Genomic DNA, 16,710 nt, shown 5'->3' with positions numbered 1-16,710 from the left:
GGGCGGCGGGCACGGTGGCTTCCCGCGCTGGCGCATCCCTGGTGCCTCCCCCGGTCGTGGCGGCGAACGGGGGGCACGGCCTTGTGCGTAAGACTCAAATAATGGGCGGCGTCGACCGTGGGCAGGGGGGCGGTCATACGCCATTCGGCGGTAATGGCACAGATGCTTGCGCATCGCGGGAAACCTGAAACGGAATCTGCATCATTTGGCAGCTTGCGAGAAATTCCGATCCGGGCCAGATTGATGCCCTCCCGGTTATCAATCTGCGAGCCAGCGCCCGCATGCGTCCCGACCTGCGCCAGATCCGCTTCTTCATCGCCCTCGCCGAGGAGCTGCATTTCAACCGCGCGGCCGAGCGGCTCAACGTCACGCAGCCGGCGCTGAGCCGTACCCTCAAGGAACTCGAAGCCGGCATCGGCGTGCCGCTGCTGCAGCGCACCACGCGCAGCGTCGAACTGACCGAGGCCGGCTCGGTGTTTCTCGCCGAATGCCGGCTGGCGCTCGGCCATCTCGAACGCGCCGTCAGCCTCGCCCGCCGCACCGCCGAGGGCCTCAGCGGCGAGCTGCGCATCGCCTACATGGACTTCGCCATCAACGGCCGTCTGCCGGAGCTGCTGCGCGCCTTTCGCAGCCGCCACCCCGGCATCCGCGTCGAGCTGAGCTTCATGCCGACCACCGCGCAGCAGGCGGCGCTGCTCGAACACCGCATCGACCTCGGCTTCATGATCGGCCTGCTCGATAACGGGCGCTTCGAGCACTACGCCTTCGAGCAGCAGCCCTACGTCGCGCTGCTGCCGGCCACGCATCCGCTGCTCGATGCGCCGAGCACCAGCCTCGATGCGCTGGCGCGCGAGCCGTTCATCCTCGGCAGCGGCGAAAACTGGACCGCCTACCGCAACCGCCTGTTCGCCATCTGCCACCGCCACGGCTTCTACCCGGACATCGTCCAGGAAGCCTCCAGCAGCGAAGGCATCTTCGGCCTGGTCGCCGGCGGCATCGGCGTCACCGTCTACGCCGGCTGCGCCCGCAACGTACTGCGCCGCGGCGTCGTCGTGCGCGCCCTCGACGACGTCCACGAGCACATCCCCGTCTGCGCCTGCTGGGACGCCGGCGGCGTCTCGCCGAGCCTGCAGCGCTTCGTGCAGTTCATGAAGTCGGTGTGGGGCGGCTGAACGGCGGCTGCAGCACGACTGCGATGCCATGGCGTTACGCAATAAAGCACTGTCGTGTCGGCATAGTCATCAGAAAGACAGATGCGCTCCGATGCATTTTTCAACCAATGACATCCAAATCAAACCGAATGGAGCGAAGCATCTGTGATGCACTTCACACATTAAATACAAAACTCTTATTTTAAATCTGCCAAGTTGGACAGTTTGAGTTAATTGACGCCAAGGAACATTTGGATGTGTCGGCTATTACGCATTGGACGGGTACTCGCATGTGGATTGCTGCTGTCATCCTCCGCCAGGGCAAGCGATGAGGTCACGCTCGTTATCAGTGTCGACGGCGGAACGGATCGCACGCAGGCACTGCCTGCATTTGACATTCGAGATTCAGCGAGCATCGCGGGGCTGGAAACATCGTTTCGCTCGCTCGCACCGGATTATGTCGTCGGCGTCTCGGCCGTCGATGCTTCCGTCTATGTACGCGGACTGCCCGCAACCGCACGATTTGCATCGAACTCGACCCGGCTGAGTTTCAGCGTTCCTGCACTCGGCATCGATCTGAGCTTTGACGGAAGCACCCGAACCCAGAGCCGGGACCTGTTGCTGCACTACCTCGCCGCACAGGGTGAGTTCATCTACACGCAGCTCCAGCAGAATCCGGCGCGCACGCAACCTGCCGATCCGATCGCCGGTAACCCGACGAGCCTGATGGCAGTGATGGGTGCTCAGGATTTCGCCATTGCGAGCGCCAGCGAAGGCTACGGCGGGACCGGTGGCGGCAGTCACTTCGGGATCGTCAGTGCCGGCTTCAGCGGGGAGCGCTGGCAACTCGGCGACATGCGCCGCTCCAGCAGCAAAACCCCTTTCGGCTACACGCTGGCCTTGCGCGACGGCTACAAGCTAACGCTGTCCGGTCTGCTCGATCGCGGAGAAGGCGACGGCGGCCAGTCGTTTACCTACGGCGGTGGCGCCGCACTGCACATGCCGATCTCACCTGGCTGGACGCTGATTCCCGCCGTGCGCTTTGGTGCGGGTGGCTCACGGGAGAATCAGGGTAGCGCCTATCTGTACTCCGCCTCGCTCACCAGCCGTACACGCTGGTACGACCGCAGCACCGGCATCGAATTCGGCATGAGCAACCAGCTCACCGAATACCGCTCTCGCACCAGCGATGGCGGCGTTTATGACGTCGATTACGACCTGAGCAATCACGCCATGCGTAACGGCTTCGACATCGCCGGTCCATTACACGACACCTTCCTCGGCCGCGGCGCCCGCTGGCGCGCCTGGATCATCGACACCCGCTTCAATGGCGACCCGCTCTATTGCGAACGCTGGCAGGACTTCGGGATTTCCATCGGCACCCGAGTGCAAGCGGGACAGTTTGTTTATGAAAAACTCGAATTGGGGCTCACCTATACACGAGGAGAAAACGACGTAGAGGGAATGAATTTAAATTTTGGCTATAGATTTTAAAAATGATCAAAAGGCAGAACCATGGGCATTAACACTCGCCGCTGGCAGACAAGGGTATGTCAATCAAGGAAAAACGCCGGCCACGCGCAACATTGATTACTTACAATGGATCAAAGCATTGGGCATCAAAGCCAGCGACGCTTTTTAGCCAGCCACTACGACACTCCACTGCAACAGCTGAATCAAGCTCGTCATAATCATGGAAATCAAGGCGGACGATGTATTTTGCATCGCCGTTTACGGCTTATATGCGGAACGACTACTGAACGCATAAACGACGGGATATTCGCTATGACGCACCCAAAGATTGAATACCATTTTTTATTGGCCTTCGGCCAAGTCCCCCTTACTGGCGCCCCCACATGAATGCACATGTTGTGAAATGCTGGACATCGCGCCCTCCAGTCTTCGCCTGTCAGCCTGCGTCCAGCTGCGACGCCCCCGCGCGGTAAATCCTCGCCTGTGCACCACGGCCAAATGCGCCAGTGAAGTTTGTCGATGCAGCACCAGCGCCCAGTTCGTGCGCCTGCGAGTGTCGCGCACCGCATGGGGGCGGGAAAACCCGCTGCTGCACCGCCACAAAGCGCGCAGCCATGCCGACGCCATGCCAATTACCACAACCAATACACGGGCTTAGCCCCAGTCGGCAGGCCAATGACAGCCTTTTGCCGAAACCACTGCCTCTTTAGAGATCGGACGGCATAACCCCTTGGGGGTAATCGGCCGCATGGCACGCGCAGCTGGCGCGATCCCTGCCTGAGTGGCTGCGGTTCCGCCTGTCACGGAATCGCCCCGCCGGTCCGCCAGCGGACGCGGGGACCTTCCGCCCCGCCGGCCCGCTGCGGTCGGTGGTTTGCAGACATCCGCCCTTTTTTTGGACCGCCGCCTCAGTGCAGGACGCCTTTTGCGGCCCACGGAGACCAGAGACATGTCCTACGTAGCACCAGCCGAATTCGTCACGAAGATGGTCGATGCCGGCGAATCCAAGATCTACATGTCCACCCGCGATACGGTGATCCGCGCCTACATGGCCGGCGCGATCCTCGCGCTGGCGGCGGCATTCGCCGTCACCATCACCGTGCAGACCGGCCAGCCGCTGGTCGGTGCGATCCTGTTCCCGGTCGGTTTCTGCATGCTGTATCTGCTCGGCTTCGACCTGCTGACCGGCGTGTTCACGCTCTGCCCGCTGGCGCTGCTCGACAAGCGTCCGGGGGTGACGCTCGGCGGTGTGCTGCGCAACTGGGGGCTGGTGTTCATCGGCAACTTCGCCGGCGCGCTGACCGTGGCGCTGTTCATGGCGATCATCGTCACCTTCGCCTTCTCCACCGAGCCCAACATCGTCGGCCAGAAGATCGGCTCGATCGGCGAGAGCCGCACCGTCGGCTACGCCGCGCACGGCGCCGCCGGCATGCTGACGCTGTTCATCCGCGGCGTGCTGTGCAACTGGATGGTGTCGACCGGCGTGGTCGGCGCGATGGTGTCGACGGACGTCACCGGCAAGGTCATCGCCATGTGGATGCCGATCATGGTGTTCTTCTACATGGGCTTCGAGCATTCCGTGGTCAACATGTTTCTGTTCCCCTCGGGGCTGATGCTCGGCGGCAATTTCTCGATCTACGACTACATGGTCTGGAACGAGATTCCGACGGTGCTCGGCAATCTGGTCGGCGGCATCACCTTCGTCGGCCTGACGCTGTACTCGACCCACGTGCGCACCGCGCCCAAGCGCGTGCTGTAACACCCCGGCGCAGCGGCCCGCGCAAAACGGGCCGCTGCACGGCCGGCGGTAAGGAGGTGCGATGTCCGCAGCCCTGCGGGTGACGATCGGCCAGCACAGCGACAAGGGCCGCAAGGCGATCAATCAGGATTTCCACGGCGCCTGCGTGCCGGCCACGCGCCAGCTCGACACCAAGGGCATCGCCATCGCGCTGGCCGATGGCATCAGCAGCAGCGCGGTGGCGCATGTCGCCAGTGCCGCGGCGGTGCGCAGCTTCCTGGAGGATTACTACGCCACGGCGCAGGCGTGGACGGTGAAAAAAGCCGCGCAGCGGGTGCTGATGGCGACCAATTCCTGGCTGCATGCACAGACCCGCAGCAGCCCGTACCGCTACGACCGCGACCGCGGCTACGTCTGCACGCTGAGCGCGCTGGTGCTGAAGGGCTGCCGCGCGCACCTGTTCCACGTCGGCGACAGCCGCATCTACCGCCTGCGCGGGCAGGAGCTGGAACAGCTGACGCAGGATCACCGCGTCTACGTCACCCGCGAGCAGAGCTACCTCGGCCGCGCGCTCGGCCTCGACGCCCATCTCGACATCGATTACCTGAGCCTCGCGCTCGAAGTCGGCGACGTGTTCCTGCTCGCCACCGACGGCGTCTACGAATACCTCGATGCCGCCACGCTCATCGCCGCGCTGGCCACCGGCGAGGATCTCGACGCGCTGGCGCAGCAGCTGGTCACCGCGGCCTTCCGCCGCGGCAGCCCGGACAATCTGACGCTGCAGCTGGTGCGCATCGAGGCGCTGCCGGCGCAGGACGCCGAGGCGGTGCGCCAGCAGATCGCGGAATGGCCGCTGCCGCCGCTGCTCGACACCGGCCGCGACTTCGACGGTTACCGCATCCTGCGCGAGCTGCACGCCAGCGCACGCAGCCACGTCTACCTCGCCGAAGACCGCGACAGCGGCGCGCGGCTGGTGCTCAAGATCCCGCCGCCGAGCCTGCGCGACGACGCCGCGCACCTCGAACGCCTGCTGCTCGAAGAATGGATCGCGCGGCGCATCGACAACCCGCACGTGCTCAAGGCCGCCGCGCAGCCGCGCCCGCACCATTTTCTGTACGTGACCTTCGAGTACCTCGAAGGCCAGTCGCTGCGCCAGTGGCTGCTCGACCACCCGCGCCCGCCGCTGGAAACCGTGCGCGGCATCGTCGAGCAGATCGCCAAAGGGCTGCGCGCATTTCACCGGCTGGAGATGCTGCATCAGGATCTGCGCCCGGATAACGTCATCATCGACGCCCACGGCACGGTGAAGATCATCGACTTCGGCGCGGTGCGCGTCGCCGGCCTGCTGGAAACCGCCGCGCCGCTGGCCGGCGAGGCGATCCTCGGCACCGAGCAGTACACGGCGCCGGAATACTTCCTCGGCGAAAACGGCTCGCTGCGCTCCGATCTCTACTCGCTCGGCGTCATCACCTACGAAATGCTCAGCGGCCGCCTGCCCTACGGCACCGCGGTGCCGGGGGCGCGCACGCCGGCGGCGCAGCGCCGGCTGCGCTACCGCAGCGTGCTCGACGAGCAGCGCGAGATCCCCGCCTGGCTCGACGCCACGCTGCGCAAGGCGGTGCAGCCGAACCCGCAGCTGCGCTACGCCGACGTCGCCGAGTTCGTCCACGACCTGCGCCGGCCGAACGCGGAATTCCTGCGTGCGACGCGGCCGGCGCTGATCGAGCGCCATCCGGCGGCGTTCTGGAAAGGCGTCTCGGCGCTGCTGGCCGTACTCATCGTGCTGCTGCTGGTCGGCGGCCATCTGCGCGGCTGAAACAGCCTACTGCGTGCGGGCGACGAAGCGCGCCGGGCTGCTGCCGGTCAGGCGGTGGAACATGGCGATGAAGGCCGAGGACGTCGCGTAGCCCAGATCCAGCGCGACCGCCTCGACGCTGTGCCCGGCGCACAGCCGCGGCAGCGCGCGCACCACGCGCAGGCGCTGGCGCCATTCGGTCAGCGACATGCCGAGCTCGCGCTGGCAGCGGCGCATCAGCGTGCGCTCGCTGAAGTGAAACGCCGCTGCCAGCTGCGCCAGCGAGCGGTTGTCGGCCGGCTGCTCGCGCAGCGCCTGCAGCACCGCGTCGAGCTCCGGGTCGGCGCTGTGCGGAATGTAGCTGCCGGCGGTGGCGCAGCCCGCCAGCTGGTCGACCAGCACGCGCAGCAGCCGCGTGCGCTCGGGGCTGTCCGCCGCGTCCGGCAGCGTGCGCAGGTGCGTGAGGATCGCGCGCAGCAGCGGCGACACCAGCACCACGCAGGACTGCGCCGGCAGCGCGGCGCACAGCGCCAGGCTGACATACACCGAGCAGTACACCGTCTGCTGATGGTTGAGGCCGGTGTGCTCGGTCTGCGGCGCGATCCAGACGCCCTGCTGCGGCGGCACCAGATAGTGCTGCGCACCGGCCTTGACCTCGGTGACGCCGCTGAAGGAGTAGACGAACTCGCCCCAGGGATGGCGCATCGGCGCATAGCGGGCGTGCGCCGGCATGTGCTCGGTGCGGCAGAACACCGGCGCCGGCAGCGTCTCGGTGAACGGCGGGGTGCACAGGTGCGGCCCGGCTGCGGTGTCGCGGTTTTTCATGGCGCTGGCAGTTCCTCACCATCGGTTGGCAGCTTCAAGCTATATCACCTCACCCCGCCGCACCGATGCTGGCGCGCCGCAACGACGACGAGTTCGACGATGAGACGCGCTGTAGACGCAAGTGCCGCCGCCATCATGGTGGTGCTGTGCCTGATCTGGGGCCTGCAACAGGTCGCGATCAAGGCGGTGGCCACCGAGGTGGCGCCGCTGCTGCAGGTGGCGCTGCGCTCCGGCGTGGCGGCGCTGCTGGTGTGGCTGTTCAGCCGGCTGATCGCGCGCGACCGCTGGCTGCCCGGCGTCGCCCTGCGCTCGGGGCTGGTGGTCGGCCTGCTGTTCGCGGCGGAGTTCCTCTTCGTCGCCGAGGGCCTGCGCTGGACCAGCGCCTCGCACATGGCGGTGTTTCTCTACACCGCGCCGATGTTCGCCGCGCTCGGCCTGCAGCTGCGCCTGCCGGACGAACGCCTGAGCCGCCTGCAGTGGCTGGGCATCGGCATCGCCTTTACCGGCATCGCCATCACCTTTCTGCTGCCGAGCCTGCACGGCGGCAGCCCGCGCTCGGCGCACTGGCTGCTCGGCGACCTGATGGGCCTGTGCGCCGGCGCCGCCTGGGGGCTGACCACGGTGGCGGTGCGCAGCAGCCGGCTCAGCGAGGCCCCGGCGGCGCAGACCCTGTTCTACCAGCTGGCGATCGCCAGCCTGGTGCTGCTGCCCTGCGCCTGGCTCAGCGGCCAGGCGCAGTTCCACGCCACGCCGCTGGTCTGGACCAGCCTGGGCTTCCAGAGCGTCATCGTCGCCTTCGCCAGCTACCTGATCTGGTTCTGGCTGCTGCGCCGCTATCTGGCCGCGCGGCTGGGTGTGCTGTCGTTCATGAGCCCGCTGTTCGGCGTGGCCTTCGGCGTGCTGCTGCTGCACGAGCGCCCCGATACCGCCTTCCTGATCGGTGCGCTGCTGGTGCTGGTCGGTCTGCTGGTGGTCAATGCCCAGGTCTGGCTGCCGTCATGGCGGCAACGCCGCCGGCAGCGCGCGGCCACGGGCGCCTGAAGCGGCCGCCGGGTGGCCAGCCCGCTCCGATAAAACAGGCTCCGGCACGCCGCGTCGGAGCCTGAGCGTCGACCCGCGCGGCGCGTCGCGGCACCCCGTATCTGCTTGCGCCGCTAGCAGCGGGCGCCCGCTCCGCCGTCCGGCGGACAGAAGCGCGCCGGCGGCATGATCAGCTCGCCGGGGCCGAGCATCAGCGGCCGCCAGTTCGCATCATCGAGCTGCATGACGTAGCGGTCCCCCGCCGTCGCCGCCCCGAGCGCGAGCGTCAGCGCGTCGAAGGTCACGCCGGCCGGCTGCCAGCCGACCAGCGCCAGATCGGCGAGGTAGCGCTCGCCGGGAGTGACATAGCCGCTGCCGTACAGCGCCTGCTCCGCATCCTCAGTGCCCTGCGGGCGCCACAGCGCAGCATTCAGGTTCATCAGGTAACGCTCGCCGGGCCCCAGCTCATCGAGACGGACCGGGGTCTGCAGGCTCAGGGGAATCCAGCCGCTGTCGGCCAGCGTGTGCAGATAGCGCTCGCCGTGCGTCGTGAATCCGCCGACGCCCTCGGCATGTGCCCCAGCGGCGCCGGCCAGCGCCATGGCCATGGCGACGACGAGGCGGCCCCGCTGCGCGAGACGTGGTGCATTCATGGCGATCTCCCTCCCGGGCAGATGATCCACGATGCCGATCCTGAACATCGAGCGGCGCGCCACAGGCACCCGGCGCGCTATCTCAAGATTAGACCAGCAGCCCGCGATCGCAACACAAATAACTTTTATATCAAACAGTTATCAAGCGATTCTCAGGCGCTTCGCGAGCAGCCCGCTCAGCCGCGCAAGATGCCCTCGCTGAGCAGGTAGTCGTAGATCGCCTGCGCGGCGGCGGCCGGTTCCGGCTGCACCAGCAGCTGGCCCTTGCCGGCGCTGGCGGCCGCGCCCTGCGCGGCGCGCATGCGCTCGGCACCGCTGCCGCTGATCAGCTTCAGGCGCTTCGGGCGCTTGCGCGCCGGCTGCTCCTCGCCGGGCGGCTGCCACAGCGGCGCGGCGGGCACCGCGATGCGCTCGATCTGGCCGCGCTGGGCACGGGCGTAGGCGCTCTGCCGCGGCTCCGGGGCGGCGCGGTCGACGCTGAGCAGCACCGGCAGCGCCGCTTCGACACCGCGCCGGCGGCCGCGCGGCAGCGCCTGCGCCAGCTGGGCACGACCACCGTGCAGCTCGAAGCCGGCGACCGCGGGCACGATCGGCATGCCCAGCGCCGCGGCCAGACGGTAGGGCAGTTCGCCGCTGCCGGCGCCCTGCTCCGCCGCCGCACCGCACAGCACCAGCGCCGGGCGCAGCGCCTTGAGGTGCGCGACCAGCACCGGCAGCACATCGGCGTGCGCCGGCACACCGAGCACGCTCAGCCGCTCGACGCCCATGCCGAGGTATTCGCGCAGCGCCGGCTCGTCGGCGTCGCCGGCGTGGATCAGATGGATGTTGGCGCCCGGCACGTTCAGCGCGAGCTCCAGCGCACGTGCATCGAGCACCGCGCGGCGGTTGCGCGCCGAGGCCGGATGACGGCCGACCGAGACCAGAACGGCGATATCAAGCGCCATGACGCTTCTCCTCGATGAGCCGGGTCAGCGCCGGCATCACCCGCTGCGCGTCCTGCACGATGGCCAGATCGGCGCGCTTGACCATCTCGGCGTGCAGATCGGTGTTGACGGCGATGACTCGCTCGCAGCGGGTGATGCCCTGCAGATGCTGCGGCGCACCGGCGATGCCGAAGGCCAGATAGCAGCGCGGATCGACCAGCGTGCCGGAGGCGCCGACCTGACGGTGACGCGGCAGCAGGCCGGCGTCGCAGACCATGCGCGAGCCGCCCTCGGTGGCGCCGAGCGCAGCGGCGACGGCATGGAAGGCGCTCCAGTCGTGCACGCCGTTGCCGGCGGAGCAGATGAAATCGGCCTCGGCCAGCGGCACGCTGTTGGGATCGATCGCCAGCAGGCCGCGATCGAGCAGCCGCGTCGGCGTGTCGAGCTCCGGCACCGGCAGCGCCAGCGCCTCGTGACGCACGCCGCCGAGCGGATCGGCGGCTTCCGGCGCCAGCAGCAGCAGGCGCGGCGGCGCCATGTGGTAGTCGCTGCGGCCGCCGTTGCCGCGGGCGATGGCCTCGCCGGCGCTGAGCTTCTGCACGCGCACCGCGGCAGTCTCGCCGAGCTGTGCCGCCAGCCGGCGGCCGAGATCGCCACCGCCGATCGGCGTATCCGGCAGCAGCACGTGGCGCGGATCGAGCGTGGCGATGACCGCGGCGACGGCGGCGGCACGGGCTTCCGGCGCGTAGCCGGCGAACACCGCGGCGTCGAACTGCAGCACCCGGTCGGCGCCGGCGAGGTCGAGCCCTTCGGCCGGGCCGAAGCAGACGGCGACCACGGCGCCGCCGTCGGCCGCCAGCAGCCGCGCCCCGCCGAACACGTCGCGGTCGTGTGCCGACAGGCGGCCGTCATCGAGGTCCGGCACCGCCAGCACCCAGAACGCCGGCTCGGCGATGACCACGGTCTTCAGTGCCGGCTCGGCGGCGCGCAGCGGCGCACTGGCGGCGACGCTGGCGCTGCCCGGGCGCTGGCTGCGGTCGATGCGCACCCGGCCGTTGGCCTGCGGCCCGGCGGCGTACCAGGCGCGCGGATCACGGCGCGGCAGGCCGCGCGCGGAGAGGGTTTCGCCGGCCGGCTCGCCGCAGTACAGGCGCTCGGCGCGCGGGTCGCGGCGCACGCGGCCGCTGCCTTCGAGGCGCGGGCGGCGCATGTTGCGCAGACGCGGTGTCGTGCTCATTTCCCGGCCTCCACGGCAGCCAGCAGCAGTTCGGCGAGATCGGCGACATCGGCGCGCGGCTGCACCACGCCTTCGAGCATCACCGCACAGTTCGGGCAGGCGACGGCGACCAGCTCGGCGCCGGTTTCGCGCACGTGGTCCATGCGCACGTCGGGGATGCGGCGCTTGCCGGGCACGTCGGTGAAGGTCGAGCCGCCACCCCAGCCGCAGCAGGAGGAGCGCATGCCGGAGCGGTTCATCTCCACGACCTTGATGCCGATGCCCTTGAGCACGCGCCGCGGCGCCGAGACCTCGCCGTTGTAGCGGCCGAGGTAGCAGGGATCGTGGAAGGTCACGCGGCGACCGCTGTCATCGGCGGCGGGCTTGAGGCGGCCGGCCTCGATCAGCTCAGCGAGCAGCGTCGAGTGATGGACCACGCTGTAGTAGCCGCCGAGGGCCGGGTATTCCCTGCCGAGCACCTGCAGCACATGCGGATCGGCGGTGACGATGCGCGCGAAGCGCCCGGCGTAGCCGTTGAGCGTGGCGATGTTGCGGCGGGCGAGCGCCTCGAAGGTTTTCTCGTCACCGAGGCGACGGGCGACGTCGCCGCAGTCGAGCTCCTCGGCGCCGAGCACGGCGGGTTCGATGCCGGCTTCGCGCAACAGCTTGACCAGCGCGCGCAGCGTGCGCTGATTGCGCATGTCGAAGCCGCCCTCGCCGATCCACAGCAGCGCCTCGGTGTGCTCGACCTCGGCCAGCAGCGGCAGGCGCAGGTCCGCCGCCCAGTCCAGGCGAGCGCTGGTCGGCCGGCCGCAGACGGTATCGGTGGCCTTGAGCTCTTCGAGCACCGCCGGCGCCTTGTTCGGCGTGGCGCCGAGTTCCAGCGTCTGGAAGCGGCGCAGGTCGACGACGGCATCGACGTGCTCGATCATCATCGGGCATTCGTAGACGCAGGCACGGCAGGTGGTACAGGCCCACAGCGTGTCCGGGTGGATCATCGCGCCGCTGCCGATGATCGGCTTGTCGATGGCGCCGTGGGCGCTGCCGACCGGGCGCTGCGGGTACGGGCTGCCGCTGTAGCCGAGGTCGGAACCGTGCGTGCCGCTGGCGGCGACCAGATCCTGGATCAGCTTCTTCGGGTTCAGCGGCAGGCCGGCGGCGAAGGCCGGGCAGGCCGCCTCGCAGCGGCCGCACTGCACGCAGGCGTCGAAGGCGAGCAGACGGTTCCAGGCGAAGTCGCGCGGCTGCTCGACGCCGAGGCGCTCGGCCGTCGCCGGCAGCGGCTGCAATGCCGAATCCGGCGTGGTCGCGCCAAAGCGCGCCGGGCGCGGGTGAAACGCCAGGTGCAGCACGCCGTTGAGCGCGTGCTTGAGCGGGCCGTAGCCCATGCCGACGTACAGCTCGATGCAGGCCCAGGCGCCGAGCGCGAGCAGCGCCAGGCCGCCGAGCGAGGCCCAGGAAAACGGCGCGATCAGCCCCGCCGCCGGCAGCGTGGCGATGGCAAAGAACACGATGAAGGCGGTGAAGGCATACGGCAGGCGGTCGAAGCCGCCGCGCGACAGCCGCGGCGAGACCTCGGGCTTGCGTCGTGCGTACAGGCGCAGCAGACCGGCGCTCATCAGCGCCAGAAACGCCAGCAGCAGCCAGGCGAGGACGACACCGCCGAGCGCGAACAGGTGCACGGCGAGAATCAGGGCGGTGGCGGCGATGAAGCCGCCGGCGGTGAGCATGTGCATGCGGGCGGCGGCGCGGCCGGTGTCGCCGGCCTTGGCGCGGCCGACCGGGTCGCGCAGCACGGCGTCGTGCACGTCATGCAGGTAACGGCCCGGCATCGCCAGCAGGCCGGCGACGGCGTCGACCGCCGCCGCGCGGCCGGCGCGCCAGCGGGCGGCGCGGGCCACGGCGAGCGCGGCCAGCGCGAGCAGGCTGGCCAGCACCAGCAGACCGGGAATCAGGGCATTCATCGGCAGTACCCCATGGGGTTGGGGCGCGGCGCGCGCGCCGGCCGCCCCGCACGGGGCGGGGCGTCAGGCGCGTCGGGCGGCGCTCAGAAGTCCTTGCACAGACGCAGCGAGTCGTAGATCGCGCCGTGGATGTCGCGCGGCGAGATGCAGTCGCCGACGCGGTACATCAGGAAGCCCTCGCCGGAAATCTCCGGCTGCGGCTGGTAGGCGAACAGCGTGTCGAGGTCGGTCTGGCCGTGGTTGCGGCTCTCGGCCTTGAGCTCGAAGTACAGCGCCTCGGCCGGGCGGATGCCGTTCTCGACCACCACCTGATCGACGACGCGCTCTTCCTGGCGGCCGGTGTACTCGTTTTCGAGCACGGCGATCAGCTTGTCGCCCTCGCGGTAGACCTCGTGCAGGAAGGTGTTGGGCGTGCAGATGACGTCCTTCTCCGCCAGACGCTTGTTGTAGACCGGCACGGTGGTGCCGCCCATGCCTTCGGCGACGTGCAGGTCGGGGGTGACGATCTCCACCAGCGCACCGCGGTTGGCGATGAAGTCCGCCGTGGTGGCGCCGGCGAACAGGCTGGTGACGTCGAACACCAGCACGTTGGCCTTCGGCTCGACGCGCCCGGAGAGGATGTCGTGGGTCGACACGCACAGCCCTTCGGCCGCGCCCCAGCCGGGGAACTGATCGATGAACGGCACGCCGCCGGTGGCCATGATGACGATATCGGGCTGCTCGGCGCGGATCATCGCCGCATCGGCGGCGGTGTTCAGGCGCAGGTCGACCTTCAGCCGCTTCAGCTCCAGCCCGAACCAGCGCACGATGCCGCCGATCTGGTCGCGCGCCGGCGCCTTCGCCGCCCAGCGCACCTGGCCGCCGATCTCCGGCTCCTTCTCGAACAGCGTCACCGTGTGGCCGCGCTCGGCGCAGACGCGGGCGGCCTCAAGACCGGCCGGGCCGCCGCCGACGACGACGATGCGCTTTTTGACCTCGGCCTTGCTGAACTGGTGCGGCATCACCGCCTCGCGGCTGGTGGCGGCGTTCTGCGCGCAGAGCACGTCGAGGCCCTGGTACTGGCGGTCGATGCAGTAGTTGGCGCCGACGCACTGCTTGATCTCGTCGAGGCGGCCTTCGCGCATCTTGTTGACGAAGTGCGGATCGGCGATGTGGCCGCGGGTGATGCCGACCAGATCGACGTGGCCTTCGTCGAGGATGCGCGCGGCCTGCAGCGGATCGCGGATGCCCTGGGCGTGGATCAGCGGGATCTTCACCTCGGCCTTGATGCCGGAAGCCAGATGCAGGAACGGCTCCGGCGGGTAGGCCATGTTCGGCATGCAGTTGGCGAGCGTGGCATGGGTGTCGGCGCCGGAGCCGGTGACGCTGAGCAGGTCGATCAGGCCCGTCTCGGTGTAGAAGCGGGCGATGCGGATGGCCTCCTCGTGGTCGATGCCGTCCGGGTGGAATTCATCGGCGCACATGCGCAGGCACAGCAGGAAGTCGTCACCGGCGCAGCGGCGCACTTCCTCGATCACTTCCAGGCCGAAGCGCATGCGGTTGTCGAAGCTGCCGCCGTAGCCGTCGGTGCGCTTGTTGGTGCGCGGCGACCAGAACTGGTCGATCAGCTGCTGGTGGTCGGCCGACAGCTCGATGCCGTCGAGGCCGCCTTCCTTCGCCCGCCGCGCCGCCTGGCCGAAGGCCTTGATGATGCGCTGGATGTCTTCGAGCTCGATGGTCTTGGCGGTGGCGTGGTGCACCGGCTCGCGCAGACCCGAGGGCGACACCAGGTGCGGCCAGTTGCCGCCGTCCCAGCGGTTGCGCCGGCCCATATGGGTGATCTGCGCCATCAGCGCCGCGCCGTGGCCGTGCACCGCGTCCGAGAGCTTCTGCAGCGGCACGATGATCTTGTCGTTGCTGAAGTCGAGCGACTTCCACCACTGCGCCGGACTGTCGGTGGCCACCGAGCTGGAGCCGCCGAACATGGTCATGCCGATGCCGCCCCGGGCCTTTTCGGCGTGGTAGCGGATGTAGCGGTCGCCGGGCACGCCGTCTTCGGCGTAGACCTCGGCATGCGGGGTGCTGATGATGCGGTTGCGGATCGTGACGTGCTTGATCCGCAGCGGCTCCAGAAGCTTGTCGAACTGGCCCATGGCGGTCTCTCTCTGGCAACGAAGGATGCGGGGCCGTGGCGAACGACGGGCGCACGCTCCCCGTGCGGCGGCCGGCGGCCGCCGCTTCAACACCCGATTGGCTGGAACGTCAGCCGGTGCTCAGACCGGCTTGACTTCGAACAGGCAGTACTCGGCGCCCTCGGCGGCGCACTGGATTTCTTCGGCGTGCACCTTGTAGTGCCTGCCGAGCGCGTCGCCGACGTACTCGACCGCGCCTTCCCACCAGCCGCTGAACATGTAGTCGACCTTGTGATCGGCCTGCTTGTACTGGTTGACGAAGGAGGAATGGTCGAGGCGGATGCGGGCGTGGCCGCTTTCCGGGTCGAAGGATTCGATCGAGAACATGCCCCAGCCGCGCTGTGACAGCCGGCGCAGGTAGTGCTCGAAGGTCTGCAGCGGCGTGAAGCCGTAGTGCGCGGCCTCCTGCTGGCACCAGTAGTAGGCCGACTTGTGGCCGGCGGCATCGAGCAGCTTGCGGTATTCGGCGACGCCGAGCGCGGCCTCGATCGCCTTGTGGTTGTTCACGAAGAAGTGCTGCGGCACCAGGATCATCGGCAGCGCATCGGCCTTCCACCAGCCGGTGACGTCGTCGACTTCGAGCGGAATCTGCGGCTGTCCCATGATCAGGCCCCCCACACGTCTTTGAGCACGCGCATCCAGTTGCCGCCGATGACCTTGCGCACTTTGGTCTCGGACCAGCCGGCACGCAGCATCGCCGCGGTCAGGCTCGGGAACTCGCCGATGGTCTCGAAGCCCGTCGGGTTCTTGATCTTGCCGAAGCGGGTCAGCCGGCGCAGATAACCCTTGTCGTGGGTCAGCCACTCGAAGAACGGCTGGTCGTAGCCTTGCGTGAAGTCGGTACCGACGCCGACGCTGTCCTCGCCGGCGATGTTGATGATGTAGTCCATCGCCTCGACGTAGTCGTCGACGGTCGACTCGATGCCCTTGGCCAGAAACGGGGTGAACATGGTCACGCCGATGAAGCCGCCGCGCTCGGCGATGAAGCGCAGTTCCGCGTCGGACTTGTTGCGCGGATGCTCCTTCAGGCCCGAGGGCAGGCAGTGGGTGTAGGCGACCGGCTTTTTCGATTCGAGGATGACATCCTCGGAGGTCTTCGAGCCGACGTGCGACAGATCGCAGAGGATGCCGACGGCGTTCATCTCGGCGACGACTTCACGGCCGAAGTCCGACAGGCCGCCGTCCTTCGATTCGTAGCAGCCGGTGCCGACCAGGTTCTGCGTGTTGTAGGCCATCTGCATGACGCCGACGCCGAGATCCTTGAACACCTTGAGGAACGGGATCTGGTCTTCGATGCCGGAGAGGTTCTGCCAGCCGAGGATGATGCCGGTGCGGCCTTCCTGCTTGGCGCGCAGGATGTCGGCGGTGGTGTGCACCGGCGTGATCAGGTCGGCGTTGTCGCGGAAGAACTGCTTCCACCGGGCGATGTTGTCCAGCGTGCCGCGGGCGTTTTCCCACACGCTGCAGGTGCAGTTGGCGGCGGTCAGCCCGCCCTTGCGCATATCCTCGAAGATCGCGCGGGACCAGTTGGCGATGATCAGGCCATCGATGACGATGGCATCCTGATGCAGTTCCTGGGGAGTCATGGCTCGTTCGCTTCCTGTGTGGCGGCACGGTGGCGGTACGGATCGGTGCTCGGCATCCGCCGGGCGGTTCCGGCCGGTGTGCTGATGGCCGGAGTCTATGCCCCGCCCCGCCGCCGCCCTTGGCCCGCCAGCGACAGCGACTTGCACGAATGCGTCATCCCGACTACGACAGTCCCGGTGAGGCACACAGATGAC

At 68.4% G+C, this 16,710-nt stretch carries 13 protein-coding genes; 5 read left to right on the top strand and 8 right to left on the bottom strand.

Annotation, left to right across the window (positions count from 1 at the left end; genetic code table 11):
* Positions 1-281 precede the first annotated feature (281 nt).
* From C7443_RS08125 to C7443_RS08110, 4 genes are all read left to right on the top strand, one after another.
* The gene (locus C7443_RS08125; protein ID WP_110018101.1) at positions 282-1,172 is read left to right on the top strand and encodes a LysR family transcriptional regulator; all 891 of its coding nucleotides are present in this window, start codon (positions 282-284) and stop codon (positions 1,170-1,172) included.
* A 276-nt stretch (positions 1,173-1,448) separates the two neighbouring features.
* Positions 1,449-2,645, top strand: a complete 1,197-nt coding sequence (locus C7443_RS08120; RefSeq protein ID WP_146213266.1) for a hypothetical protein — start codon at positions 1,449-1,451, stop codon at positions 2,643-2,645.
* A gap of 928 nt (positions 2,646-3,573) precedes the next feature.
* On the top strand, positions 3,574-4,383 hold the full coding sequence (locus C7443_RS08115; RefSeq protein WP_110018099.1) for a formate/nitrite transporter family protein: 810 nt from the start codon (positions 3,574-3,576) through the stop codon (positions 4,381-4,383).
* Between the two features lie 61 nt (positions 4,384-4,444).
* Positions 4,445-6,178, top strand: a complete 1,734-nt coding sequence (locus tag C7443_RS08110) for a bifunctional protein-serine/threonine kinase/phosphatase (RefSeq protein WP_110018098.1) — start codon at positions 4,445-4,447, stop codon at positions 6,176-6,178.
* Positions 6,179-6,184: 6 nt separating this feature from the next.
* Here the strand turns inward: C7443_RS08110 and C7443_RS08105 are convergent, their stop codons facing one another.
* Positions 6,185-6,982, bottom strand: coding sequence for an AraC family transcriptional regulator (locus tag C7443_RS08105; RefSeq protein ID WP_110018097.1), 798 nt, complete (start codon positions 6,980-6,982; stop codon positions 6,185-6,187).
* A 99-nt stretch (positions 6,983-7,081) separates the two neighbouring features.
* Between C7443_RS08105 and C7443_RS08100 the strand changes: the two genes are divergently transcribed.
* Positions 7,082-8,023, top strand: a complete 942-nt coding sequence (locus C7443_RS08100) for a DMT family transporter (protein WP_110018096.1) — start codon at positions 7,082-7,084, stop codon at positions 8,021-8,023.
* 113 nt (positions 8,024-8,136) lie between these two features.
* On the opposite strand, the gene C7443_RS08095 is transcribed toward C7443_RS08100, so the two are convergent.
* The 7 genes from C7443_RS08095 to C7443_RS08065 all read right to left on the bottom strand — a co-directional run bounded on the left by C7443_RS08095 (position 8,137) and on the right by C7443_RS08065 (position 16,515).
* Complete coding sequence (locus tag C7443_RS08095; RefSeq protein ID WP_110018095.1) at positions 8,137-8,655, bottom strand: hypothetical protein; 519 nt, start codon at positions 8,653-8,655, stop codon at positions 8,137-8,139.
* A 176-nt stretch (positions 8,656-8,831) separates the two neighbouring features.
* Positions 8,832-9,599 carry an adenine nucleotide alpha hydrolase family protein gene (locus C7443_RS08090; protein ID WP_110018094.1) on the bottom strand — a complete coding sequence of 256 codons (768 nt, stop codon included), beginning with the start codon at positions 9,597-9,599 and terminating at the stop codon, positions 8,832-8,834.
* A complete protein-coding gene (locus C7443_RS08085; protein WP_110018093.1) occupies positions 9,589-10,815 on the bottom strand; it encodes an electron transfer flavoprotein subunit alpha/FixB family protein in 1,227 nt (408 codons plus the stop codon). The genes C7443_RS08090 and C7443_RS08085 overlap by 11 nt, the downstream gene beginning before the upstream one ends.
* Positions 10,812-12,758, bottom strand: coding sequence for a DUF3483 domain-containing protein (locus C7443_RS08080; protein ID WP_110018092.1), 1,947 nt, complete (start codon positions 12,756-12,758; stop codon positions 10,812-10,814). The genes C7443_RS08085 and C7443_RS08080 overlap by 4 nt, the downstream gene beginning before the upstream one ends.
* 83 nt (positions 12,759-12,841) lie before the next feature.
* Positions 12,842-14,890: an FAD-dependent oxidoreductase gene (locus C7443_RS08075; RefSeq protein WP_110018091.1), complete on the bottom strand. Its 2,049-nt coding sequence runs from the start codon at positions 14,888-14,890 to the stop codon at positions 12,842-12,844.
* Positions 14,891-15,010: 120 nt separating this feature from the next.
* On the bottom strand, positions 15,011-15,532 hold the full coding sequence (locus tag C7443_RS08070) for a 4-vinyl reductase (protein ID WP_110018090.1): 522 nt from the start codon (positions 15,530-15,532) through the stop codon (positions 15,011-15,013).
* A gap of 2 nt (positions 15,533-15,534) precedes the next feature.
* Positions 15,535-16,515, bottom strand: coding sequence for a dipeptidase (locus tag C7443_RS08065; protein ID WP_110018089.1), 981 nt, complete (start codon positions 16,513-16,515; stop codon positions 15,535-15,537).
* Positions 16,516-16,710 lie beyond the last annotated feature (195 nt).

The organism is Plasticicumulans acidivorans, from assembly GCF_003182095.1.
Taxonomy (GTDB): domain Bacteria; phylum Pseudomonadota; class Gammaproteobacteria; order Competibacterales; family Competibacteraceae; genus Plasticicumulans; species Plasticicumulans acidivorans.
The sequence above is the reverse complement of the archived record's forward strand: the minus strand, read 5'-3'. Positions and strand labels throughout refer to the sequence as shown.